This is a genomic window from Zobellella sp. An-6 (assembly GCF_052487945.1).
In genome coordinates this window covers 3,154,675-3,177,025 of record NZ_CP199259.1, presented here as the reverse complement: position 1 = coordinate 3,177,025, position 22,351 = coordinate 3,154,675, and the positions used below count along the sequence as shown (strand labels likewise).

The following is a 22,351-nucleotide window of genomic DNA, read 5'->3' as shown; positions in this document are numbered from 1 at the left end:
TCTCGTTCCTTTAACGATCAATCGGGGGGTTTGGTAAAATCGGCGTGACCACCGGCTTTACCAAACCGCCTGGTACGCCAGAACGGAGGCGGCATATTCTACAGCATTTTGTGGTGCCTTGTCGGACTATTTGCTTTGGTGCCAAGAGGTTTTATGTATAACAAAACCATGCTGCAAGCGGAGGAGTGAGGAATGTTTCGAATCGGCGAACTGGCCAGGCATTTCGGCATCAAGGCCGATACCCTGCGCTTTTACGAGAAGGAGGGGCTGCTCGCCCCCAGCCTGCGCACCCCGGCCGGCTACCGGCTCTACAGCGAGGAGGACAAGAACCGGCTGCATTTTATTTTGCGCTGTAAACGGGTGGGCTTTTCCCTGAAGGACATCGAAGAGCTGCTGTCGCTGCGGATCAGCAGCTGCCAGGCCACCTGCCGCGAGGTGAAGGCGGTGGCCGACGCCAAGCTGGCGGACGTGGAGGAGCGCATTGCCGAGCTGGAACGCTTCCGCCATTCCCTCAAGCAGTTGTCCGACGCCTGCTGCGGCGGCCTGGAAAGCGCCGAGCACTGCTCCATCCTCGAGGCGCTGGACGGCAGGCTCTCCACCGCCGAAAACAACGCCCGCTGAACGCCCCCTGAACACGGCAGCCTGGCCTGCCGCACCGGCCTGCCCCGCGCAGGCTTACCGACGTCGGCCCGTTTTCTCCAACTGCTCTCCGCTTCCGGATCCTTTCGGGCCCCTCTATTTTCTGTCTCTCCGCCGGCTCAGCGGATCACCAGTACGGCGCAGTCGGCATGGCGCACCACCTTGGAGGAGTTGGAGCCGAGCAGGTAGGTCTCGGCGCCGGGACGGGAGGCGGGCATGATGATCAGATCCACCCCGTGTTTGCGGGCCTGGGCGAGGATGCTGTCGTACACTACCCCCCGCTTGACCCAGAGTTTGCCCCGGTGCGGTTCGGGGATCTCGCTCTCCATAAAGGCCTCCATCTGTTGCCGGACCACCTGCTCCAGGTTGTCGAGCAGCTCGTTCGACAGCAGGGCGGCGGCGACGTGGTGGATGCGCGCCGGGTTGACGTAGAGCAGGTTGATCCTGCCCTCGGGATGGCAGAGTTTGAGTGCCGACTCCAGCACCTGGGGACAGAGCTCCTGGTGTTCGAAGTCCAGTGGCAGCAGTATTTGCTTGAACATAAGCGTGTTACCCCATCAGTTTGTTGGGCAGCCAGGTGACGATGTCGGGCACCAGCATGCACAGGATCAGCACGCCCAGCTTGAGCATGACGAAAGGCAGCACCGACTTGTAGATATCCAGCATGGTCACCCCCGGCGGGGCTATGCCCTTGAGGTAGAACAGGGCGAAGCCGTAGGGCGGGGTCTGCACCGCGATTTCGATGTTCAGTATCATCAGGATGCCGAACCAGATGGGATCATAGCCCAGGCTCACCGCGATCGGGGTGAACAGTGGGGCGCAGATCAGCACGATGATCATCTCGTCGATGATAAAGCCGAGCAGCAGCATCACCACCTGCATCATCAGGATGATCACGATGGGAGGCAGATCCAGGCCGGCGGCGAAGTCGGCCACCATGCCCTGCACGCCCATCAGCAGGTGGAAGTTGCTGAACACCGAGGCGCCCAGCACTATCCAGATGGCCACGCTCACCAGCAGGGCGGTTTCGATGCCGGAGCGCTTCATCATCTTGAGTTTGAAGCGCTTGTACATGATGGCCAGCAGCAGGGCGCCGACCACGCCGATGGCGCCGGACTCGGTGGGGGTGGCGATGCCGCTGATGATGCTGCCCAGCACCACCACGATCAGCAGCAGGGCCATCAGGCCGTCGCGCAGGGTGATAAAGCGCTCTTTCGGGCTCTGGGGCGCATCCAGGGCGTGGCCGATGGGGGCCCGGCTCGGGTTGAGCTTGCAGGAGATCACCACGTAGAGGATGAGCACGGTAATGGAGATCAGCGCCGGCACCAGGGCGGCGATAAACATCTTGCCCACCGAGGTCTGGGTGGTGGAGCTGAACAGTATCATGGGGACGCTGGGCGGGATCAGGATCCCCAAGCCGCCGCCGGCCATGATCACGCCGAGTGCCAGCTTCTTGTCGTAGCCGCGTTCCAGCATGGGGCGCAGAGCGATGCTGCCCGAGGTCATGATGCCGGCACCGATGATGCCCACCATGGCGCCGATCATGGAGCAGACACCGATCACGCTGATGGCGAGCGACCCGCGGATACGGCCGATGAGCAGCTGGCTGGCCTTGAACATGGCGTCGCCGATGCCGGAGCGGGTCAGCAACTGGCCCATGTAGATGTAGAGCGGGATGGCCAGCAGCACAAAGCTGAACAGGGTGCTCTCGATGGTGGTGGGCACTATGTTGAAGATGCCCTCGCCCCAGGTGGCATAGCCGAGCAGCATGGCCACGCCGCCCAGGGCCAGGCCCACCTGGGCGCCCAGCATAAAGGAAATCAGCACTCCCAGCAGCAGGAGGCCGGTGATCATTTCAATACTCATTATTCCTCGTCCTCGGACAGCAGGGGCTCACCTGTGAACAATTGCCAGGCATCCTTGAGCATGTCGCCGGACAATTGCAGCAGGAACAAAATGGCGGCAGCGGTCACCATCACCCAGAAGTGGCCGATGGAGGGGCCCCATTCCGACTGGCGGGTGTAGCCGAAGTCGATGGCCTCCAGCGCCTTTTCCCAGCTTTTGCTGGCGATGATGTACAGGAAGAAGGCACCCAGTACATAGGAAAGCAGGTTGAACAGGTTCTTGATGCGCTGGGACACCGCCAGGTAGACGATATCCACGTTGATATGGGCCTTTTTCAGCTGGGCGTGGGCCCCGCACAGGGCGCCGATGTAGCCGAACAGGAACAGCGACACGTCGTAGGCCCAGAGGGTCGGGCTGTTGAGCACATAGCGGGCGAACACCTCGAAGGCGATGGTCGCCGCCAGCAGGGGCAGGGCCAGGGCAATGGTGTGGCTGACCGTGGACACCAGCAGGCCGACCCCTTTGCACCATAAACAAAGCAGTGTTTTCATCGTGCATCCGTGGGTTGAGATACGGATCTGCCCCGCCTGGGCGGGGCAGCATGGTGGAGGGTTACTTGAGCAGCTCGACCAGTTGGGCGCTGTACTTGTCGGTCTTGCCGTAGTGGGCCCAGACCGCCTCGGCCGCTTCACGCCACTTGGCCTGGTCGGCGTCGGAGGCCGCGGGGCTCCACTGCATGCCGATCTTCTCCATGTCGGCGACCGCGTCCTGCTCCCACAGGGCGGACTTTTCGGCCTGCTGCTGGGCGTGCCAGCTGGCGGCGTTGCGGACCACTTCCTTCAGGTCGTCGGGCAGCTTGTTCCAGGCGTTCTTGTTGACCAGCACGGGCAGGGCCTGGGCGCTGGACACCGGCAGCGGGTACATGTACTTGGCCACCTCGGCGAAGTTGCCGTCGCGGTGGTCGATCAGGTTGGAGCCGATGGTGCCGTCGATGACGCCGGTGGCCAGGCTGGTGTAGACCTCGCCCCAGGCCAGGTTGACCGGGGAGGCGCCCAGCTCGCGGAAGAAGCGGCCGTAGGCGCCGGGGGCACGGATCTTCAGGCCCTTGAAGTCCTCGATGGATTCGATTTTCTTCTTGGTGATGACGTAGACCCCGGGCTGGAAGTAGGGATCCAGCCACACCAGGCCATGGCGGTCGTAGGCTTCGGTCAGGATCTCGCCCCAGCCTTTTTCGTGGAACAGGGCGTTCAGCTCTTCCAGGGTGCCGCTGGAGCCGGGCAGGCCCACCTCGACCACGCCGAAGGGAATTTCACCGGCGTGCATGGGCTGGAAGGGGGCGGCCATGTCCAGCAGGCCGGACTTGGTGGCGCCGATGATGCCGGTGGTGTCGACGCCTTCGCCGGCGTAGAGCATGTTGATCTTCATGCGGCCGTTGGAGTCGGCTTCGATCTTGTCGGCGAAGGACTGGTAGACGTCACCGAAGGCGGTGCCACGGGAGTAGAGGTTGGTAAAGCGCCAGGTGATGTCGGCAGCCATGGCTTCCATGGTCATGCCCATGCCGGCGACGGCGATCAGGGAGGCGGCGATTTTGGTACGAGCTGAGCTCCAGATACGAGTCATGATGTAGTCCCTTGTGTTATCACATTCCATCGCTTTGGGCGGGCCCAAAGTTATTGTTGATATTTTGTTACCCCTGAGGGGTATACGCAGTCTGCGATAGCTCCGTCATGGATTAAATACATAATGATTCATGTTTGGTTTGAACCCAGTCAAACAAAACGCGGAAAACCCAGCTTGGTGCAGTAGTAAGCACCAAAAGGGTGCATATTTAAAGCATTTTCGATGGAGGTTATGTGAAGCCGGTCACGGACGCAACCGGCTTGGTCTTCAGGAGGCGGGCACCAGGTGGCTCTGCAACAGCTGCAGGAACAGCTCCTTCAGCCGGCTCTGGCGGCCGTGGCTGCGGGTGATGGCGGAGATGCCGAGGTAATGGTTCTTCTGCTCCGGCAGCAGCGCCTTGAGCCGGCCGCCTTCCACCCAGCGGCGGGCGAAGCTCTCGGGCAGGAAGCCGATATACTGGCCGGAGAGGATCAGCGCCGCCCTCGGCTCGTAGTGGTAGGCGCGCCCGGCCAGGCGCAGGCCGGCGAGTTGGGCGCTGGCCTCCGGGTTGGTGTAGATGCCGGGATGAATGAGCTTGTGGTCGCCCAGGCGCTGTTCGATAACCCGGTCGTCCTCGGCATAAAACAGCGGGTGGCGGTCGCTGCAATAGAGGAAGCAGCGCACCTTGTACAGGTGGTGGTATTCCAGCCCTTCCAGATCCCGGTGGTAGTGGATAAAGCCGATGTCGGCGTCCTCGCTCAGCACCCGCCGCTCGATCTCGCCCATGTGGGCCACGTCCACGCTTACGTTCACATCCGGCGCCTGCTCGCCCAGGGCGGCGAACACATCGGCCATGGGAAAGTCGTCCTCCAGCCAGATGTTGTCGCTGGACACGATTTTCAGCTCGCCGGTGAGCTGTTCGTGCAGCTCGTTCACCGTATAGCGGAATTCCTCCAGCCGGGCGAACAGCCGCTTGGCGGATTCGTAGATCACCATGCCGTCGTCGGTGAGGGCGAAGCCGGAACGGCCGCGCCGGCAGAGCTTGAGCTTGAGCCGGTTTTCCAGGTTGGCCATGTGCACGCTGATGGTAGAGCGGCTGATGTTGAGCTCGGTTTCCGCCGCCGAAAAGCCGCCGCACTCCACCACCGTCTTGAACAGTTTCAGCAGGCGGATTTCGTAATCACCGATTTGCCCCAGTACGGGTCTGCTCGCTTGGCTCATAGTTTGATGGCCTTAAATGTGAATGTTGATACGTGATCATTTATAGGACTTTAAGCGCAAGGCTAACATGCAATCAAAGTATGGCCAATGCGGCCACGGCGACGAAGGCATAAATTGCGGGTGTTAACGCGATTCTGTGATGGCGGTGCCGTGGTTGTCGGCCGGCCCCTGGGGGCTTGCATGGACTCAACACCGAGGCGCAGTTTTATGAGCATCAATACCGTCAACCGCAACCTAGTGAAAGACGCCGGCCACATCGATGGCCAGTGGCGCCAGGCCGACAGCGGCGCCACCATTTCCGTATACAACCCCGCCACCGGCGAGTTGCTGGGCCGGGTGCCCGACATGGGCGTAAACGAAACCCGTGCCGCCATCGACGCGGCCAGCCAGGCCCTGGCCGGCTGGAGCGCGCTCAATCCCAAGGAGCGGGCCCGGCTGCTGCGCCGCTGGTTCGATCTTGTCATCGAGCACAAGGAAGAGCTGGCCCGGCTGATGACCCTGGAGCAGGGCAAGCCGCTGTTCGAGACCCGGGGCGAGGTGCTGTACGGCGCCTCCTATATCGAGTGGTATGCCGAAGAAGGCAAGCGCGCCTACGGCAAGCTGTTTGCCGCGCCCACCGCCGACCGGCGTACCCTGAGCATCCAGCAGCCCATCGGGGTGGTGGCCGCCATCACCCCCTGGAACTTCCCCAACGCCATGATCACCCGCAAGATAGCGCCGGCGCTGGCGGCGGGCTGCACCATAGTGGTCAAGCCCTCCGAGGAAACCCCCTTCTCCGCCCTGGCGCTGATGGCCCTGGCGGAGCTGGCCGGCATTCCCGCCGGGGTGATCAACATGATTACCAGCTCCCGGGCGGCGGAAGTGGGCCAGGTGCTGACCGGCGACAGCCGGGTGCGCAAGCTGTCCTTCACCGGCTCCACCCGGGTGGGTAAGCTGCTCTACGGCCAGAGCGCCGACACCGTGAAGAAGCTCAGCCTGGAGCTGGGCGGCAACGCGCCCTTTATCGTGTTCGACGACGCCAACCTGGAGGCGGCGGTGGCCGGCGCCCTGGCGTCCAAGTTCCGCAACGCCGGCCAGACCTGCGTGTGCGCCAACCGGATCCTGGTGCAGGACGGCATCTACGACGCCTTTATGGCCCGCTTTAAAGAGGAAGTGGAAAAGTTCGTGGTGGGCAACGGCCTGGAAGAGGGCACCACCATGGGGCCGGTGATCAACCGGGCGGCGATAGACAAGATCGCCGCCATGGTGGACCGGGCCCAGAGCCAGGGCGCCCGGCTGCTGACCGGCGGCCAACGTCACCCGGCCGGCGAGCTGTTCTTCACCCCAACCATTCTGACCGGGGTGACCCAGGACATGGAGATCGCCCAACAGGAGATCTTCGGCCCGGTGGCGCCGGTGATCCGCTTCAGGGACGATGCCGAGGCGATTGCCATCGCCAACGACACCCCCTACGGCCTGGCCGCCTATTTTTATACCGAGAGCCACGCTCGCATCTGGAAGGTGGCCGAGGCACTCGAGTACGGCATGATCGGCATCAACGAAGGCATCATTTCCAACGAAGCGGCGCCCTTCGGTGGCGTCAAGGAATCCGGTCTGGGGCGTGAAGGCTCCGCCCAGGGGCTGGAAGATTACATGGAAACCAAATACCTGTGCATGGGCGGCATCCGCTGAGCAGGACTTTTCAGGAGACAAGACGATGAACAAGAACCAAGAGCTGCAACAACGCAAAGATGCCGTCTTCGCCCGGGGCATGGGCAACATGGCCGCCCTCTACGTGGACAAGGCTAAAAACAACGAGATCTGGGACGTGGAAGGCCGCCGCTATATCGACTTCGCCGCCGGCATCGCCGTGGTCAACACCGGCCACAGCCACCCGCGCATCCAGGCCGCCGTGGCCGCCCAACTGGAGCGCTTCAGCCACACCTGCGCCATGGTCACCCCCTATGAGAGCGTGGTCGAGCTGGCCGAGAAGCTGGTGGCGCTGGCGCCGGGCAACAGCCCCAAGAAGGCGATGTTCGTGACTACCGGCGCCGAGGCGGTGGAAAACGCGGTCAAGATAGCGCGCGCCCACACCAAACGCAGCGGCGTCATCGCCTTCAACGGCGGTTTCCACGGCCGGACCAACCTAGCCATGGGCCTGACCGGCAAGGTGGCGCCCTACAAGGCCGGCTTCGGCCCCTTCCCGGGCGAGATCTACCACCTGCCGTACCCCAACGCCTACCACGGCGTGACCGAGGCCCAGTCGCTCAAGGCGCTGGATGAGCTGTTCCACTGCGACATCGAGCCGGGCCGGGTGGCCGCGATCATCATCGAGCCGGTGCAGGGCGAGGGCGGTTTCTACCCCGCGCCGCCGTCCTTCCTGCAGAAACTGCGCGCCCTGTGTGATCAGCACGGCATCCTGTTGATCTGTGACGAGATCCAGACCGGCTTCGCCCGTACCGGCAAGCTGTTCGCCACCGAATACGCCGGCATCGAGCCGGATCTGATGACCATGGCCAAGGGCATTGCCGGCGGCTTCCCGCTGGCGGGCGTGGTCGGCAAGGCCGACATCATGGACGCCGCCAACCCGGGCGGCCTGGGCGGCACCTACGCGGCCTTCCCCCTGGCCTGCGCCGCGGCGCTGGAAGTGCTGAAGATCATCGAAGAAGAGCAGCTGTGCGCCAAGGCCCTGGCCCTGGGCGAGCTGATGAACAAGCGCCTGTCCGAGCTGCAGGCCAAGTATCCCCGCCATATCGGCCAGGTGCGCAACCTGGGCGCCATGGTGGCGATGGAGCTGATCCATAATGGGGACGTGGATCAGCCCAACCCCGAGCTGACCAAGGCGATAGTGGCCAAGGGCATAGAGAAGGGCGTGATCCTGCTGTCCTGTGGGGTACGGGGCAACGTGATCCGCTTCCTGCCGCCGCTGACCTCGCCGCTGGAAGTGGTCAACGAGGGGCTGGATCTGCTGGAGCAAGTGCTGGCGGATCTGATATGAGTCAGTGAAAACGTCGATGTCATAACCTTTTGGCGGGCCATCTTGGCCCGCTTTTTTTATGTTTCGGGCAGCTCCAGGGTATAGCCCATGCCGCGCACCGTCTGGATCAATTTGGGCTCGAAGCCGTCGTCGATCTTGGCGCGCAGCCGGCGGATGGCCACGTCGATCACGTTGGTGTCGCTGTCGAAGTTCATGTCCCATACCAGGGAGGCGATCAGCGAGCGGGGCAGCACCTCGCCCTGGCGGCGAACCAGCAGCTCCAGCAGGGCGAACTCCTTGTTGGTGAGGTGGATGCGCTCGGCGCCCCGGCTGACCCGGCGCCGGGAGAGCTCCAGGGTGAGGTCGGCCACCTGCAGGCGGTCATCCTGGGGGGCGGCGCTGCCCCGGCGCAGCAGGGAGCGCACCCGGGCCAGCAGTTCGGCAAAGGCGAAGGGCTTGACCAGGTAGTCGTCGGCGCCGAGCTCCAGCCCCTTGACCCTGTCCTCCACGCTGTCGCGGGCGGTCAGGAACAGCACCGGCACCTGCCGGCCCTCGTCGCGCAGCGACTGCACTATGCGCCAGCCGTCCACGTCGGGCAGCATCACGTCGAGGATGATGAGATCGTAGGGTTCGACCATCGCCAGGTGGTGGCCATCCAGCCCGGTGCGCGCCAGATCCACCACAAAACCGGCCTCGCTCAGCCCCCGGTTCAGGTAGTCCCCGGTTTTGATTTCGTCTTCTATGACCAGCAGTTTCATCAACGGATTCATCATGGTGTTCGGTGCGTTAGCTTTAGCACGGCCGGGGTGTCAGCTCAAGGCTAGCCCCGCTACCTGACCCGTCCATGACGCCATCATTACAAGGTTGTAATGATGGCGTCATCTCCCGGAAAGTGGCCGTTTTGTATGATCCAGCGCAATGAAATACAAATAAGCCAAATAGGGAGAGGGGAACGAGATGACGCATTCCAATCGAATGCCGGACCTGCCGCGCCGGCGTTTTGTGCAGGGGCTGGCCGCCGGCGGCGTGGCCCTGGGGCTGTCGCCCCTGCTGACACCCGCCCGGGCGGCCAGTCCGGGTACCCTGACCGGGTCGGCACCGGTGCTGACCGGCACCGAATTCGAGCTGGTGATCGACGAATCGCCGGTCAATTTCACCGGCAAGCGGCGCATGGCCACCACCATCAATGGCTCCATTCCCGCCCCGACGTTGCGCATGCGCGAAGGGGACGAGGTCACCATCCGGGTGGTCAACAAGCTCAAGGAGCCCACTTCCATCCACTGGCACGGCATCATACTGCCCTACGAGATGGACGGGGTGCCCGGCATCAGCTTTGCCGGCATCGCCCCCGGCGAAACCTTTACCTACCGCTTCAAGCTGGAGCAGAGCGGCACCTACTGGTATCACTCCCATTCCGGCATGCAGGAGCTGACCGGCATGTACGGCGCCCTGATCATCGATCCGGCCGAGGCCGATCCCATCATGGCCGATCGCGAGCATGTGGTGCTGCTGTCCGACTGGACCGACGAAAACCCCATGCGGGTATTCGGCAAACTCAAGAACCAGGGCGATTTCTACAACTTCAACCAGCCGACGGTCGTCGATTTTTTCCGCGATATGGCCGAAGGCGGCGTGGGCAGCGCTCTTGCTAAACGGCAGATGTGGAACCAGATGCGCATGAGCCCGAGCGATCTGGCGGATCTGTCGGCCGAGACCCTGACCTACCTGATGAACGGCACCACGCCGGCGGGCAACTGGACGGCCTTGTTCAAACCCGGCGAACGGGTGCGGCTGCGCTTTATCAACGGGGCCGGCAATACTTTTTACGACGTGCGCATTCCCGGCCTCAAGCTGACCGTGGTACAGGCCGACGGCTTGAATGTAGAGCCGGTAGACGTGGACGAGTTCCGCTTCGGCCCCGGTGAAACCTACGACGTGATCGTGGAACCCACCGCCGAGGCCTACACCCTGTTCGCCCAGGCCATGGACAGAACCGGCTACGCCCGGGGCACCCTGGCCACCCGCGAGGGGCTGAGTGCCGCCGTGCCGCCGATCGATCCGGTCCAGCAACTGACCATGGCCGATATGATGGGCGCCATGGATCACGGCAACCACGGCGGTGCCATGGCGGGCATGGATCACGCGGCCATGGGCCACGGCAATATGGCCGGGATGGACCATGGCAATATGACGGGTATGGATCACGGTGCTATGGGACACGGCACCATGGCCGGCGGCCTGGCCGTGGCCAGCAGCGAAGTCAGGCACGCCAGCACCGAATACGGCCCCAGCGTCGACATGCGGGTGGACATGCCGCGCACCAACCTGGACGATCCCGGCGTGGGCCTGCGCGACAACGGCCGCCGGGTGCTGACCCTGGCCGATCTGCGCACCCCCGGCGGCCCCTTGGATCCGCGCCCGGCGGAGCGGGAAATCGAACTGCACCTCACCGGCAACATGGAGCGCTACACCTGGTCCTTCGACGGGGTCGAATTCGGCGGCTCCACCCCCATCCACCTGAGCTACGGGGAGCGGGTGCGCATCATACTGCACAACGACACCATGATGACCCACCCCATGCACCTGCACGGCATGTGGAGCGAGCTGGAAAGCCCGGAGGGGAATTTTCTGGTTCGTCGCCATACCATACCGGTGCAGCCGGCCCAGCGGATCAGCTTTCTGGTGACCGCCGACGCCCTGGGCCGCTGGGCCTGGCACTGCCACCTGATGTTCCATATGGACGCGGGGATGTTCCGCATGGTGGTGGTGTCATGAGCAGGAGGAAAGCCCAAATGAAATCCAGATGGAACAACACTTTACTGGCGCTGGTGGTGTTGCCGGCGGCGTCCGTCTGGGCCCAGGAGCCCCATGCGGGCCATGGGACCACAGCAGCCGATGTGCCACAACATCAAACAAGCCAGGCAGACCACGGCCAGATGCAGGGCATGGACCACGGCGATATGCAGATGCAGGGCGGATCGGCGCCGACGGATGCCCGGGATCCCCATGCCTATTCCGGCGGCTTCACCCTGGATGAAGGCCCCTATACGCTGCCCGGGCCACGCCAGCTCCGGCTGGCGGACGAACACCTGTTCGGCGGGGTGCTGGTGGACCGGCTGGAGCGGGTCGATGCCGGTGAAGGCCATGCCTGGGTGTACGACACCCGCGCCTGGGTCGGCCGCGACTACGATCGGGCGGTACTGAAGGCGGAAGGCGACCTCATCGGAGGGCGGCTGGAAGAGGCCAGCACCGAGCTGTTGTGGAGCCACGCGGTATCGTCATTCTGGAATACCGAGCTCGGGGTGCGTTACGACACCGGCCATGGCCCGGATCAGGGCTGGCTGGCCCTGGGCATGTCGGGCCTGGCCCCTTACTGGTTCGAGGTGGATGCCACCGCCTACCTGGGCGAGCAGGGGCAGACGGCGCTGGCGCTGGAGGCGGAATACGAACTGCTGCTGACCCAGCGGCTGGTATTGCAGCCCAGGGCTGAACTGAGCGCCTATGGCAAAGACGATGCCGAGCGAGGCCAGGGCAAAGGGCTATCCGAACTGGTGGCCGGCGCCCGCCTGCGTTACGAGCTCAGCCGCCAGTTTGCCCCTTATGTGGGCTGGGAATGGGCCGCCACCCTGGGCAATACCGCGGACATGGTAAGGGCCGAGGGTGAATCGACCCAGGAAACCCGCTGGGTGGCCGGCGTCCGCTTCTGGTTTTAACGCCATTTAATACACCGCAATAAACTGACGACAAGGAAAAACAAGATGAAAAAGACACTGTCCGTGATCGTGCTGACCCTCCTGCCCGGGCTGGCCCTGGCCGCTGGCGAACATGGCGGCCACCAGGGCCATGACATGGCCTCGATGAACCAGGGGATGCATGGCGTCGGCCAGCCCGGCAAGGCCGCCGACGTCAGCCGCACCATCGAGGTGGTGATGGGCGACGACATGCGTTTTTCCCCGGCACATATAGAGGTAAAAGAAGGGGAGACCATACGGCTGTTTGTCAAAAATGCCGGAAAACTGGCGCATGAGCTGGTGATAGGGGATATCGAATCGCTCCGGGAGCACGCCGAGATGATGCGGCAAATGCCGGACATGAAGCATGCCGAAGCCAATATGGTCAGCCTGCAGCCGGGGCAGCGTGGCGGCCTGGTATGGAAATTCGATCAGCCAGGCACCGTCGACTTCGCCTGCCTGCTGCCCGGCCATATGGAAGCCGGGATGAAGGGATCCATCCAGGTGATGTAATTGGCGGCGGCATGGAGCCAGGCTCCATGCCGTTTTTCCTGACTCACGGGGTATATGGGTAATAGTGATGAAATCATCAAAAACAATCATCTGGTCCGGTATTGCCGTTGTTGCTCTCCCAGTGATTTTATATGTGTTGTTTAATAAAAGCTTAATTACTGCTGCAAAGGAAGAAGAAAAAGAGAGGTTGAACCTTGGTAAGCAGTTATACAGTGACAACTGCGCAAGCTGTCATGGTGTTACCCTGCAAGGAACCAGGCAGGGACCTCCCTTTATACACAAAATTTACGAGCCATCTCATCATGGAGACAGATCCTTTTACCTCGCCGTGGAAAAGGGGGTTCGCGCTCATCACTGGCCTTTTGGTGATATGCCAGCCATTCCTGACCTGGAACATGACGATGTGAGTGCCGTTATCGAATATATACGGCATGAACAGCGTAAAAAAGGCATTAAATAGCATTTCTTATTGATGTCTGTTATTACTTTTAGATGACAGTAATGTAATGATTTTGTCAGTGCAAGGTCAGCTTCTGTTGCTATTCTTAACTTAAGAATTAAATTACCCATCATAAGTTAAGAGGGAAAGCATCATGAAAAAAACCACTAGCTCCATTCTCGTTGTTGCTGCCATATTGATGATGCCTACACTACAGGCATCCGATACTTTTTCTGATAAAAAACCGGCTCAGGTCTGCTTAAGCACCGAAAACTTTGGCAGTGATGGAGTCGATCGCTTGCAAGCAAAGATGTCGGCATTGCGAGCCAAAAAGGAAGGAAAAGCCCCGGCAGACTGTGTGCCTGCAACAGTGTATCTGAATATTGGCAGCAATGGCTCCGATGGTGTGGATCGCCTTCAGGAAAAAATGGCAAAACTACGAAATGATCAAAGCCAAGCGAAACCGGCTCCGGCAAAGGTATATTTAAACGTTGGTCCTAACGGAACCGACGGTGTCGACCGGTTTCAGGAGCGCATGAACAGGCATTAGTGATTTATATTGTTTTATCTTGAATGTACAGGTTGCTGGTAATCGTAGTTGTTGATGTCTTTTAATATTGAGCGCCATGTTTTTCTTTGTGTAAAGGTCTTGGTTTAAGTTGTTTTTTGACTCTGATGGATGTTTCTTTGCCGGCCTTATGGTCGGCTTTTTCTTGAGTTGTTCTTGATGGCTTTTTGATAAGTCTTAATCGTGCCCAAAAACCAGGGCAGGTCAGATATGCTCTGTTAAAGAGTCCTTGTTGATCAAAATCAACACCAGGGCATATCAACTCACCTAAACTGATATTGTTTAGACTGAGTTTGCAGATCGGTTATCCGGGAGGGAGCATGAGGCACCCGTTCAGCAATGAAAGATCACGGCCGGTGGCAAGCCTGTTGGTGTGCCTGCTGAGCCTGTGGGTGCTGTTGCTGCCCCTCCATTGCCTGGCCGAGCCGGTGTTCGACAGCCTGGCGCACCAGGCCGAGGCCGAAGAGGTGATCTGCCATCAGCAGGGGCTGGATGAATCCGAGCCCTTTATCAAGCCGGGCGACCAGGGGCGGCTGCTCACGCTGTTCCTGGCTCCTCCTTCCCCGCCGCTGCAGCCGGCGGCGCCGCATCTTCAGCGTCTGGCGGTACTGGCCGAACCCGGGGCGCCGCCCCTGGCCAAGCTGCCGCGCTATCTCGCCACCGTTCGCCTGCGTATCTGATATTCCCCTCGGCAGCCGGAGCCTTCGTGCCCGGCGCTCATTCTCGCCTTACCCCGTTATCCAGAGGGAGCGCCCCCCCACCGTCGGTGGCCGTGCCTTCCCCTTTACAGACCAATGAGGAATATCACCATGAGCAAACATATTCTTATCGCCGCCGGCCTGGGCCTGATGCTGAACCTGTCGCCGGTGCTGGCCGAAGAAGCCCACCACGCCCCCGCCGAGCCGGCCAAGCCGGTTGATGCCGCCACCATGATGGAACGGCAGCAGCAGATGGGCATGATGCAGGAGCGAATGCAGACCATGCGCGACCAGATGGCGGCGCTGCAACAGACGCAGGATCCCGCCGAACGCGAGCGGTTGTTGGCGGAGCACCTGGAGTTCATGACCCAGTCCATGGCGCAGATGGAAGAGCACATGGCCATGTGCCGGCAGATGATGGAGCACATGGGGCAGATGGGCATGGGCCAGATGCAGAACTAACCACCGGCGGCCGGCGCCTTGTCGGGCCGGCCCCCCTCGGGAGATCCCCATGAACAAGGATTCCAACCCTGGCCCGGCCTCCGGGCCCCGCGGCTTCTGGCCCATTCTGCTGGTGTTCGCGGCCGTGGCGCTGTTCTTTCTGTGGCAGGAGCACCGCGCCCACCTGCTGGGCGCCTTGCCCTATCTCATCATCCTGCTCTGCCCCCTGATGCACCTCTTTATGCACCGGGGCCACGGCGGGGGTGGCGGTGACGATCACCACCACAAGGGAGACTGAACTTATGGATCATGATATTCCGGCCTATGGCCTCTGGGGACTGGTGGTGCTCAACTCCCTGGTGTTCATCCTGTTCGCGTTCAGCTTTTTCAAGCCCCGGAGTGGGCGGGACTGGCGCACCTTCGGCACCTTCGCCGCCTTTATCGTGGCGCTGTTCGTCGAGATGTACGGCGTGCCGCTGACCCTGTTCCTGCTGGCCGGCTGGCTGCAGGGGCGCTACCCGCAACTGGATCCCCTGAGCCACGATGCCGGCCACCTGTGGAGCACCCTGTTCGGGCTGAGCGGCAACCCCCATTTCAGCCTGCTGCATATTCTCAGCAATATCCTGGTGTTCGGCGGTTTCCTGCTGCTGGCCAGCGCCTGGAGGGTGCTCTACCGGGCCCAGCGCCAGGGGCAACTGGCCCAGAGCGGGCCCTATGCCCGGCTCCGCCACCCCCAGTATGCGGCCTTCGTGCTGATCATGGCCGGCTTTTTGCTGCAGTGGCCGACGCTGCTGACCCTGCTGATGTTCCCGGTGCTGGTGGTGATGTACGTGCGCCTGGCCCGGCAGGAGGAGCAAAGCACCCGGGATGCCTTCGGGGCCGAATGGGAGGCCTACCGGCAACGGGTGCCGGCCTTCTTCCCCCGCCTGCCGGGAGCGGGCGGCCCTGTTGCCAGATAAGGAGAAGAGATGATGGACAGCATACCAAGGGAGGCGAAGGCCTCCGGCAGGGCGCCGGGCGGCGGGCCTGCCGAAGCGACCCTGATCGTCCCCGGCATGGGCAGCGACCACTGCGCCGGCCTGGTCGGCACCTCGCTGCGGCGCCTGCCCGGGGTCACGGCGGTCAGCACCCAGATCGCCACCCACAAGGTAACGGTGATGTTCGACGCCGGCCGGACCGATGTGGCCGCGCTCAGGGCGGCGGTCGAGCGGGCCGGCTACGAGGTGGCCCATGCGGGGCTGAAAGGGGAGGCCGAGGCCGGCGCCGAGGCCGAGGAAGCCTACCTGCGCGATGCCCGCAGGCGGCTGTGGCTGGCCGGGGTGCCCACCACCCTGATCATGCTGCTGATGATGGTGGAGATGTTCTGGTTGCCGGTGCCGGGCTACCTGCTGCTGGTCGCCCTGCTGGCGGTGGTGCCGGTCTTCGTCGCCGGTGCCGCCACCCATGTGTCCGCCTGGAAGGCGCTCACCAACAGAACCGCCAACATGGACGTGCTCATCAGCCTGGGCAGTCTGCCGCCCTACCTGATCGGCCTGGTCGGCTTCCTGTTCCCCATGACCTCCTTTATGGAAATGGCCTCGACCATCATGACCTTTCACCTGCTCGGCCGCTACCTGGAAAGCCGGGCCAAGGGCCGGGCGTCCCAGGCCATCCGCCAGTTGCTGGCGCTGGGCGCCAAGAGTGCCCGGGTGCTGCGCGACGGCGAAGAGGTGGAGCTGCCCATCGGCGAGGTGCGGGTGGGCGACCTGATGGTGGTGCGCCCCGGCGAGAAGATCCCCTCCGACGGCGAGGTGATCGAGGGGGCCAGCCATGTGGACGAGTCCCTGGCCACCGGCGAGCCGCTGCCGGTCGAGAAGGTCCCCGGCGACGGGGTGATCGGGGCCACCATCAACAAGGAGGGCCTGCTGCGAGTGCGCGCCACCCGGGTCGGGGAAGATACCTTCCTGGCCCAGGTGATCGGCCTGGTGGAGCGGGCCCAGGGCTCCAAGGTGCCGATCCAGGAGTTCGCGGATCGGGTGACCGGCCGCTTCGTGCCCCTGGTGCTGCTGACAAGCCTGCTCAGCTTGGCGGTTTGGCTCGGCTTCGGCGAGGCGTTGCGGGGCATCCTGTACTGGGGGGCGGGCTTCCTGCCCTGGGTCAATCCGGAACTGTCGGCGCCCCTGGTGGCCCTGCTGTCCAGCGTGGCGGTGCTGGTGATCGCCTGTCCCTGCGCCCTGGGCCTGGCCACGCCCACCGCCCTGATGGTGGGGGCCGGGCGGGGCGCCGAGCTGGGCATACTGTACCGCTCCGGCGAGGCCATCCAGACTTTCAAGGACATCCGGGTGGTGGTGTTCGACAAGACCGGCACCCTGACCCGGGGACAGCCGGTGGTGACCGATCTGGTGCCGGCCGGGGGGGTGTCGGCGGACGAGCTGCTGGTGCTGGCCACGGCGGTCGAGGTCGGCTCCGAGCATCCCATCGCCCAGGCGCTGCGGGACAGGGCCGGGGAAGCGCATCTTGCGCTGCCGCCGCTCGAGGCCTTCGAGGCCCTCAACGGCCGGGGCGTGCAGGCCTCTATCGGGGGCGCCCTGGTGCGGGTGGGCAACGGCCGCTGGATGGCCGAATGCGGGCTGGACACGAACGAGTTGGCGGGGGCGCTGGCCGGGCTGGAGGAGCAGGGCAAGACCGCCCTCTATGTGGCCCGGGAGCACCGGCTGGTCGGGGTGGTGGCCATCGCCGACACCCTCAAGGCCGATGCCCGGGAGGCGGTGGCCGCGCTCAAGGCCATAGGCATCCGCACCGTGATGCTCACCGGCGACAACGAGCGGGCCGCCCGGCATGTGGCGGCCCAGGTGGGCATCGACAGCGTCTACGCCCAGGTGCTGCCGGAAGGCAAAATAGACAAGGTGCGGGAGCTGCAGGCCGAGGTGGGGCCCTGGGTGGCCATGGTGGGGGACGGCATCAACGACGCTCCGGCCCTGAAGCAGGCCAACGTGGGCATCGCCATCGGCGCCGGCGCCGATGTGGCGGTGGAGGCCGCCGACGTCATCCTGATCGGCGACCGCCTCGGCGGCGTGGTGCAGGCCGCGCACCTCTCGCGGCTGACCTTCCGCAAGATAGTCGAAAACCTGCTGTGGGCCTCCGGCTACAATGTGGCCGCCATTCCCATCGCCGCCCTGGGGCTGCTGCACCCCATGATAGGGGTGGTCGCCATGACCGCCAGCTCGCTGTCGGTTGTCGGCAACTCGCTCCGGCTCAAGCGGACGCCCCTGGCGGGCGCGTCCGGGGAAAGCGGGCGCTGAAGCGGGTTTCGTGCTCGTCGGAGTGCACCGACAGGGTACCGCCGTGGGCCTGGACGATGGCCTTGGCGATGGACAGCCCCAGGCCGGTGCCGTCGGTTGCCGACTGGCGGGCGCTGTCGGCGCGGTAGAAGCGATCGAACAGGCGCGGCCACTGCTCGGCGGGGATGGGGGTGCCCGGGTTGGCGACGGCCACGATCACGGCGTCGTCGTCCCGCCCTATCTCCACCCGGATCTCGGCCCCGGCCGGGGTATAGCGGATGGCATTGGACAGCAGGTTGCTGAAGGCCCGTTGCAGCATGGCGCGATCGCCGTGCAGCCGGGCTTCGCCCCGGCGCCGCAGCCGCAGCTGCTGCTCGCTGGCCAAGGGCTCGAAGAACTCCAGCAATTCGTCCACTTCCCCGGCCAGATCGACCTCTTCGGCCTGCACGGTCAGCAGCCCCTGCTCCGACTTGGCCAAAAACAGCATCTCGCCGATCATCCGCGCCAGCCGTTCGGCCGCCTCCAGGTTGTTGTACAGCGCTTCCCGGTAGTCGTCGGCGTCGCGCTCCCGAGATAGTGCCACCTGGGTCTGCATCATCAGACTGTTGACCGGGGTGCGCAGCTCGTGGGCGATATCCGAGGAAAACTCGGACAGCCGCCGGAAGGAGTCCTCCAGCCGATCCAGCATGGCGTTGAAGGCCTGGATGGGGGCGTGCAGCTCCACCGGCGCCTGCGCCAGCGACAGCCGGTGATCGAGCTTGGCGGCGCTGACCCGGGTGGACACCGAGGCCAGCTCCCGCAACGGCTTGAGCCCCAGGCGGGAGGCCAGCCAGCCCAGCAGCACCGAGATCAGGGCGATGCCGCCGGTAAACCAGGCCAGCCCCTTCTTGATGTCGTCGATAAAGTGCTGGTGATAGCTGGTGTCCAGCACCACCCGGATCAGCACCCGCTCGGGGGCGCCGGGCCAGGGCAGGGGCGGGCCGAAGTCTTCCCATTCGGCCAGGCCGCGATAGACGATGCCCTGCTCCTCCCAGGTTTGCTGCCAACTGGCCGACGGCGGCATCGCCAGGGGCAGGCTGGCCAGCCCCGGCTGGCGGGCACCGGGCGGCCGGGCATCGACCAGCACCCGGCCGTCCGGATCCAGCATCAGGATATAGTGGCTGCCGTGGCCGGAGAGGGCGTCGTTGAGGTGCTCTTCCAGCAGGGGCCAGCGCTGGCCGTCGCCCTGCAGGTGGGTGGCGAGGAAGTTGCGGGCCAGTTGCAGCTTGCCCTGGATATCGGCATGGTCCTGCTGGTCGAAATGGTGGTCCAGGGACTGGATCAGCACCAGGCTGACCAGGCTCCAGATGCCGATCATGGTCACGCCGAACAGCAGGCTCAGGCGGGTGGTCAGGGAGAGAAAGCTGCCCATCTTGGCGGTCGGACTCCTTGCCGGGTCTATGAGGTAACGCTATGCAATGGCGGCCACTTTACCATTTTGTTCCCCCCATCTGCCCGGATGACAGAAATGTAATGCTGTCGTCAGCTTGGCATCAGGTTGAACAGCCATGCTGTAACCATGGTTATAGAACAGTGGATGCCCCCATGAAAGAACCCCCCCGCCGTGCCGTTGGTGACCGGCTGGCCGCCGTGCTGGTCGGCCTTGCCCTGATGAATCCCGCCCTGGCGGAAGCCCCCGCCTCCCTCGACCTGCCGGCCTTGCTGGAGCTGGCCGAACGGCACAATCCCGAGCTTGCCGCCATGTCCGCCGAGGTCGAAGCCAGCCGCCAGGCCATCGTCATGGCCAGCGCCTGGGATGACCCCGTGCTGCGCATCGAATGGATGGGCATCGACCCCGACAACCCCACCCTGGCGCCGCGCCGGGTGGGGGAAATGAAGTACGGCATCGAGCAGATGCTGCCCCGCTGGGGCACACGCGGGCTCGAGGTGGAGCGGGCCGAGGCGGGCAGCCGCCAGGCCGGATTCGAGCGCGAGCAGCGACGGCTCCGGCTGCGTGGCCAGGTGCGCGCGGCCTACGCCGACTGGTACCAGGCGCGGGAAAGCCAGCGCATCAACCGGCACCTGGAATTGCTGATCGAGCAGGTCGAGCAGACCGCCCAGCAGCGTTATGCCGTCGGTCTCGGCGCCCAGGCCGAGGTGCTGCGGGCCCAGGCCGAGCGCACCATGCTCGGTAACGAGCAACTGGCGTTGCTGGCCGAGGCGGAAGCCGCCCGGGCCGAGCTGGCCGGCCTGCTCAACCTGGCGCCGGCCGCATTGGGCGGCCAGCCCGACAGCCTGCCCGAATTGCTCGGCCATGAGGCCGACTGGGGAGAGCGGGCCCTGGCCCGCAACCCGGGCCTGAAGGCGCTGGAGCAGCAGCGGCAGGCCGCCGACAGTCGCTACCGGCAGAGCCAACTGAACAACAGGCCCGAGGTGGGGGTGGGGCTGTCGGCGGTGCAGATGGGCAACGAGCTCGACAACGTCGAGCTGATGCTGTCGGTGCGGCTGCCCCTGCAGCAGGGCGCGCGGCGGGCGGAGCGGGCCGAGGCCGGCGCCATGCTGGCGCGCAGCCAGGCCCTGGCAGACGCGGGCCGGCGCGAGCTGGAGCAGGCCGTGCACGGCCTGGTGGCCCGGCGGGACGGCAGCCGGCAGCAGTTGGAACTGCTGCGGCACAGCCTGCTGCCCCAGGCGGAGCTGACCTTCGAATCGGCGCTGGCGGGGTACGCCACCGGCCGGGTGGAATTTGCCATGCTGCTGGATGCCCAGCAGCAGATCCGCCGGCTCGGCCAGGACCAGCTGATGGCCGAAGTGGCACTTTTCCGGGCCGAAAACGCCCTGCTGACCCTGACAGGAGAACAATAATGAAAGCCATGTCCACACTGCTGCTGTCGGCGGCGGGGCTGATGCTGGCGGGCGGCGGCTACTGGCTGGGCCAGCAGCAGGCCGCCCCTGCTCTCCATGCTCCCCAGGCGGCCGACGCCGGCCCCCGCATCCTCTATTACCGCAATCCCATGGGGCTGCCCGACACTTCGCCGGTGCCGAAGAAGGATCCCATGGGCATGGATTATCTCCCGGTGTTCGAGCAGGAGCCGGCCGCGGAACCGGCCGGGCGCATCCTCTATTACCGCAATCCCATGGGCTTGCCCGACACTTCGCCGGTGCCGAAGAAGGATCCCATGGGCATGGATTACATCCCCGTCTATGCCAGCGAGGTGACCGGCCCCAACCAGGTCAGGGTGTCCGCCGACAAGGTGCAGAAGCTGGGGGTCAGGACCGAAAGGGTGCAGGAGCGCGACTTCAGCCGCAACTTGCGGGCGGTGGCGACCCTGGAGCCGGACGAGGGCGCCCTGTTCTCGGTGGCGCCCCGTTTCGAGGGCTGGGTCGAACGGCTGCTGGTGAAGGAAACCGGCCTGCGGGTGGAGGCCGGCCAGCCGCTGTTCGAGGTATACAGCCCCGAGCTCTACGCCGCCGCCCAGGAATACCGCCTGGCGCACCGGGGCCTGCAACGGCTGGCCGGGGGCGACGAGGCGCTGCGCCGGGGGCTGGCCCAGTTGGCCGACAGCAGCCTGCGCCGGCTGCAGCTGTGGCAGTTGCCCGAGGCGGAGCTGGCGCGCCTGCGCGGGGGCGGCGAGCCCAGGCGCACCATCGCCTATCCGGCGCCGCGCGGCGGCACCGTGCTGGCCAAGCCGGTGCTGGAAGGCGCCCGTTTCATGCCCGGCGAGGAGCTGTTCCGGCTGGCCGATCTGTCCCGGCTCTGGCTGCAGGTCGAGATCCCCGAGCAGGAGCTGGCGCTGGCCGAGCCGGGCCGGCCGGTTTCCATCGGCCTGGAAGCCTATCCCGGCGAGACCTTCGACGGCCGGGTGGCCTTTGTGGCCCCGGTGCTGAACGGCGACACCCGCACCCTCCGGGTGCGGGTCGAGCTGGACAACCCCGGCGGCCGGCTCAAACCCGGCCAGTTCGCCTGGGTGCAGCTGCACCACGACCTCGGCCGGGGTGTGGCGCTGCCCGACTCGGCGGTGATCGACTCGGGCCGGCGCCGGGTGGCCATCGTCGCCCTGGCCGAGGGGCTCTACGAGCCGCGGGAGCTGACCACCGCCGGCCGCCACGACGGCTACTGGCGGGTGACCGCCGGGGTGGCCCCCGGCGAGCGGGTGGTGACCTCCGCCAACTTCCTGATCGATGCCGAAAGCAACCTGATGGCCGCCCTGCAGGGCATGAACGGCGGCGCCGGGCCGGGGGAGGCGGGCGACGGCCGGGAGCATGACGGCCATGCCGGTCACGGCGCCGCTGCCATGGAGCAGGACGCCGGCCACGGCCATGGCGAGCACGGCGCCACTGCCATGGCGCAGGACGCCGGCCACGGCCATGCCGGTCACGGCGCCGCTGCCGTGGTGCCGGACGCCGGCCACGACCACGGTGGCCACGGCGAGCAGGCCCATGCGGCGCAGGGAGGGCACTGATC

General features: G+C 64.5%; 22 protein-coding genes. 15 read left to right on the top strand and 7 right to left on the bottom strand.

The genetic code is table 11. The features are described 5' to 3' along the window. Positions 1-192 precede the first annotated feature (192 nt). Complete coding sequence (gene zntR / locus ACT7DK_RS14830; protein ID WP_445400463.1) at positions 193-621, top strand: Zn(2+)-responsive transcriptional regulator; 429 nt, start codon at positions 193-195, stop codon at positions 619-621. A 137-nt stretch (positions 622-758) separates the two neighbouring features. On the opposite strand, the gene ACT7DK_RS14825 is transcribed toward zntR, so the two are convergent. The 5 genes from ACT7DK_RS14825 to ACT7DK_RS14805 form a co-directional block, all read right to left on the bottom strand. Next, a complete protein-coding gene (locus ACT7DK_RS14825) occupies positions 759-1,181 on the bottom strand; it encodes a universal stress protein (RefSeq protein ID WP_445400461.1) in 423 nt (140 codons plus the stop codon). Positions 1,182-1,188: 7 nt separating this feature from the next. Beyond that, on the bottom strand, positions 1,189-2,505 hold the full coding sequence (locus tag ACT7DK_RS14820) for a TRAP transporter large permease (RefSeq protein ID WP_445400459.1): 1,317 nt from the start codon (positions 2,503-2,505) through the stop codon (positions 1,189-1,191). Next, the gene (locus tag ACT7DK_RS14815; RefSeq protein WP_445400457.1) at positions 2,505-3,035 is read right to left on the bottom strand and encodes a TRAP transporter small permease subunit; all 531 of its coding nucleotides are present in this window, start codon (positions 3,033-3,035) and stop codon (positions 2,505-2,507) included. Before ACT7DK_RS14815 ends, ACT7DK_RS14820 begins: the two co-directional genes overlap by 1 nt. Positions 3,036-3,096: 61 nt before the next feature. After that, on the bottom strand, positions 3,097-4,104 hold the full coding sequence (locus tag ACT7DK_RS14810) for a TRAP transporter substrate-binding protein (RefSeq protein ID WP_445400455.1): 1,008 nt from the start codon (positions 4,102-4,104) through the stop codon (positions 3,097-3,099). 267 nt (positions 4,105-4,371) lie between these two features. Further along, positions 4,372-5,304: a LysR family transcriptional regulator gene (locus tag ACT7DK_RS14805; RefSeq protein WP_445400453.1), complete on the bottom strand. Its 933-nt coding sequence runs from the start codon at positions 5,302-5,304 to the stop codon at positions 4,372-4,374. A gap of 207 nt (positions 5,305-5,511) precedes the next feature. On the opposite strand from ACT7DK_RS14805, the gene ACT7DK_RS14800 reads away from it, so the two are divergent. Together ACT7DK_RS14800 and gabT are read left to right on the top strand one after the other, a co-directional pair. Further along, complete coding sequence (locus ACT7DK_RS14800) at positions 5,512-6,975, top strand: NAD-dependent succinate-semialdehyde dehydrogenase (RefSeq protein ID WP_445400451.1); 1,464 nt, start codon at positions 5,512-5,514, stop codon at positions 6,973-6,975. 25 nt (positions 6,976-7,000) lie between these two features. After that, positions 7,001-8,281 carry a 4-aminobutyrate--2-oxoglutarate transaminase gene (gene gabT, locus ACT7DK_RS14795; protein ID WP_445400449.1) on the top strand — a complete coding sequence of 427 codons (1,281 nt, stop codon included), beginning with the start codon at positions 7,001-7,003 and terminating at the stop codon, positions 8,279-8,281. 56 nt (positions 8,282-8,337) lie between these two features. Here the strand turns inward: gabT and ACT7DK_RS14790 are convergent, their stop codons facing one another. Beyond that, positions 8,338-9,018 carry a heavy metal response regulator transcription factor gene (locus ACT7DK_RS14790; protein WP_445400447.1) on the bottom strand — a complete coding sequence of 227 codons (681 nt, stop codon included), beginning with the start codon at positions 9,016-9,018 and terminating at the stop codon, positions 8,338-8,340. A gap of 199 nt (positions 9,019-9,217) precedes the next feature. Here ACT7DK_RS14790 and ACT7DK_RS14785 point away from each other — a divergent pair, with 199 nt between their 5' ends. From ACT7DK_RS14785 to ACT7DK_RS14740, 10 genes are all read left to right on the top strand, one after another. Beyond that, on the top strand, positions 9,218-11,035 hold the full coding sequence (locus ACT7DK_RS14785) for a copper resistance system multicopper oxidase (protein ID WP_445400445.1): 1,818 nt from the start codon (positions 9,218-9,220) through the stop codon (positions 11,033-11,035). Between the two features lie 17 nt (positions 11,036-11,052). After that, positions 11,053-11,973, top strand: a complete 921-nt coding sequence (locus tag ACT7DK_RS14780; protein ID WP_445400443.1) for a copper resistance protein B — start codon at positions 11,053-11,055, stop codon at positions 11,971-11,973. 45 nt (positions 11,974-12,018) lie between these two features. After that, the gene (locus tag ACT7DK_RS14775; protein WP_445400441.1) at positions 12,019-12,504 is read left to right on the top strand and encodes a cupredoxin domain-containing protein; all 486 of its coding nucleotides are present in this window, start codon (positions 12,019-12,021) and stop codon (positions 12,502-12,504) included. Positions 12,505-12,571: 67 nt separating this feature from the next. After that, the gene (locus ACT7DK_RS14770) at positions 12,572-12,964 is read left to right on the top strand and encodes a c-type cytochrome (protein ID WP_445400438.1); all 393 of its coding nucleotides are present in this window, start codon (positions 12,572-12,574) and stop codon (positions 12,962-12,964) included. A 133-nt stretch (positions 12,965-13,097) separates the two neighbouring features. Continuing rightward, positions 13,098-13,493 carry a hypothetical protein gene (locus ACT7DK_RS14765; protein WP_445400436.1) on the top strand — a complete coding sequence of 132 codons (396 nt, stop codon included), beginning with the start codon at positions 13,098-13,100 and terminating at the stop codon, positions 13,491-13,493. 374 nt (positions 13,494-13,867) lie between these two features. Then, a complete protein-coding gene (locus ACT7DK_RS14760) occupies positions 13,868-14,191 on the top strand; it encodes a hypothetical protein (RefSeq protein ID WP_157772189.1) in 324 nt (107 codons plus the stop codon). A gap of 129 nt (positions 14,192-14,320) precedes the next feature. Then, positions 14,321-14,671 (top strand): hypothetical protein, encoded by a 351-nt coding sequence (locus ACT7DK_RS14755; RefSeq protein WP_445400434.1) that lies wholly within the window; start codon positions 14,321-14,323, stop codon positions 14,669-14,671. 49 nt (positions 14,672-14,720) lie between these two features. After that, positions 14,721-14,948 (top strand): DUF2933 domain-containing protein, encoded by a 228-nt coding sequence (locus ACT7DK_RS14750; protein WP_094041293.1) that lies wholly within the window; start codon positions 14,721-14,723, stop codon positions 14,946-14,948. 4 nt (positions 14,949-14,952) lie between these two features. Beyond that, entirely contained in the window at positions 14,953-15,609 is a 657-nt protein-coding gene (locus tag ACT7DK_RS14745) for a methyltransferase family protein (RefSeq protein ID WP_445400432.1), read from the top strand. Positions 15,610-15,618: 9 nt separating this feature from the next. Next, the gene (locus tag ACT7DK_RS14740; RefSeq protein ID WP_445400430.1) at positions 15,619-17,931 is read left to right on the top strand and encodes a heavy metal translocating P-type ATPase; all 2,313 of its coding nucleotides are present in this window, start codon (positions 15,619-15,621) and stop codon (positions 17,929-17,931) included. On the opposite strand, the gene ACT7DK_RS14735 is transcribed toward ACT7DK_RS14740, so the two are convergent. Beyond that, complete coding sequence (locus tag ACT7DK_RS14735) at positions 17,885-19,321, bottom strand: heavy metal sensor histidine kinase (RefSeq protein WP_445400428.1); 1,437 nt, start codon at positions 19,319-19,321, stop codon at positions 17,885-17,887. The two genes, ACT7DK_RS14740 and ACT7DK_RS14735, sit on opposite strands and share 47 nt — an antisense overlap. 173 nt (positions 19,322-19,494) lie before the next feature. Between ACT7DK_RS14735 and ACT7DK_RS14730 the strand changes: the two genes are divergently transcribed. Next, a complete protein-coding gene (locus tag ACT7DK_RS14730) occupies positions 19,495-20,751 on the top strand; it encodes a TolC family protein (RefSeq protein ID WP_445400426.1) in 1,257 nt (418 codons plus the stop codon). Then, positions 20,751-22,349, top strand: coding sequence for an efflux RND transporter periplasmic adaptor subunit (locus ACT7DK_RS14725; RefSeq protein WP_445400424.1), 1,599 nt, complete (start codon positions 20,751-20,753; stop codon positions 22,347-22,349). The genes ACT7DK_RS14730 and ACT7DK_RS14725 overlap by 1 nt, the downstream gene beginning before the upstream one ends. Positions 22,350-22,351: the final 2 nt, after the last annotated feature.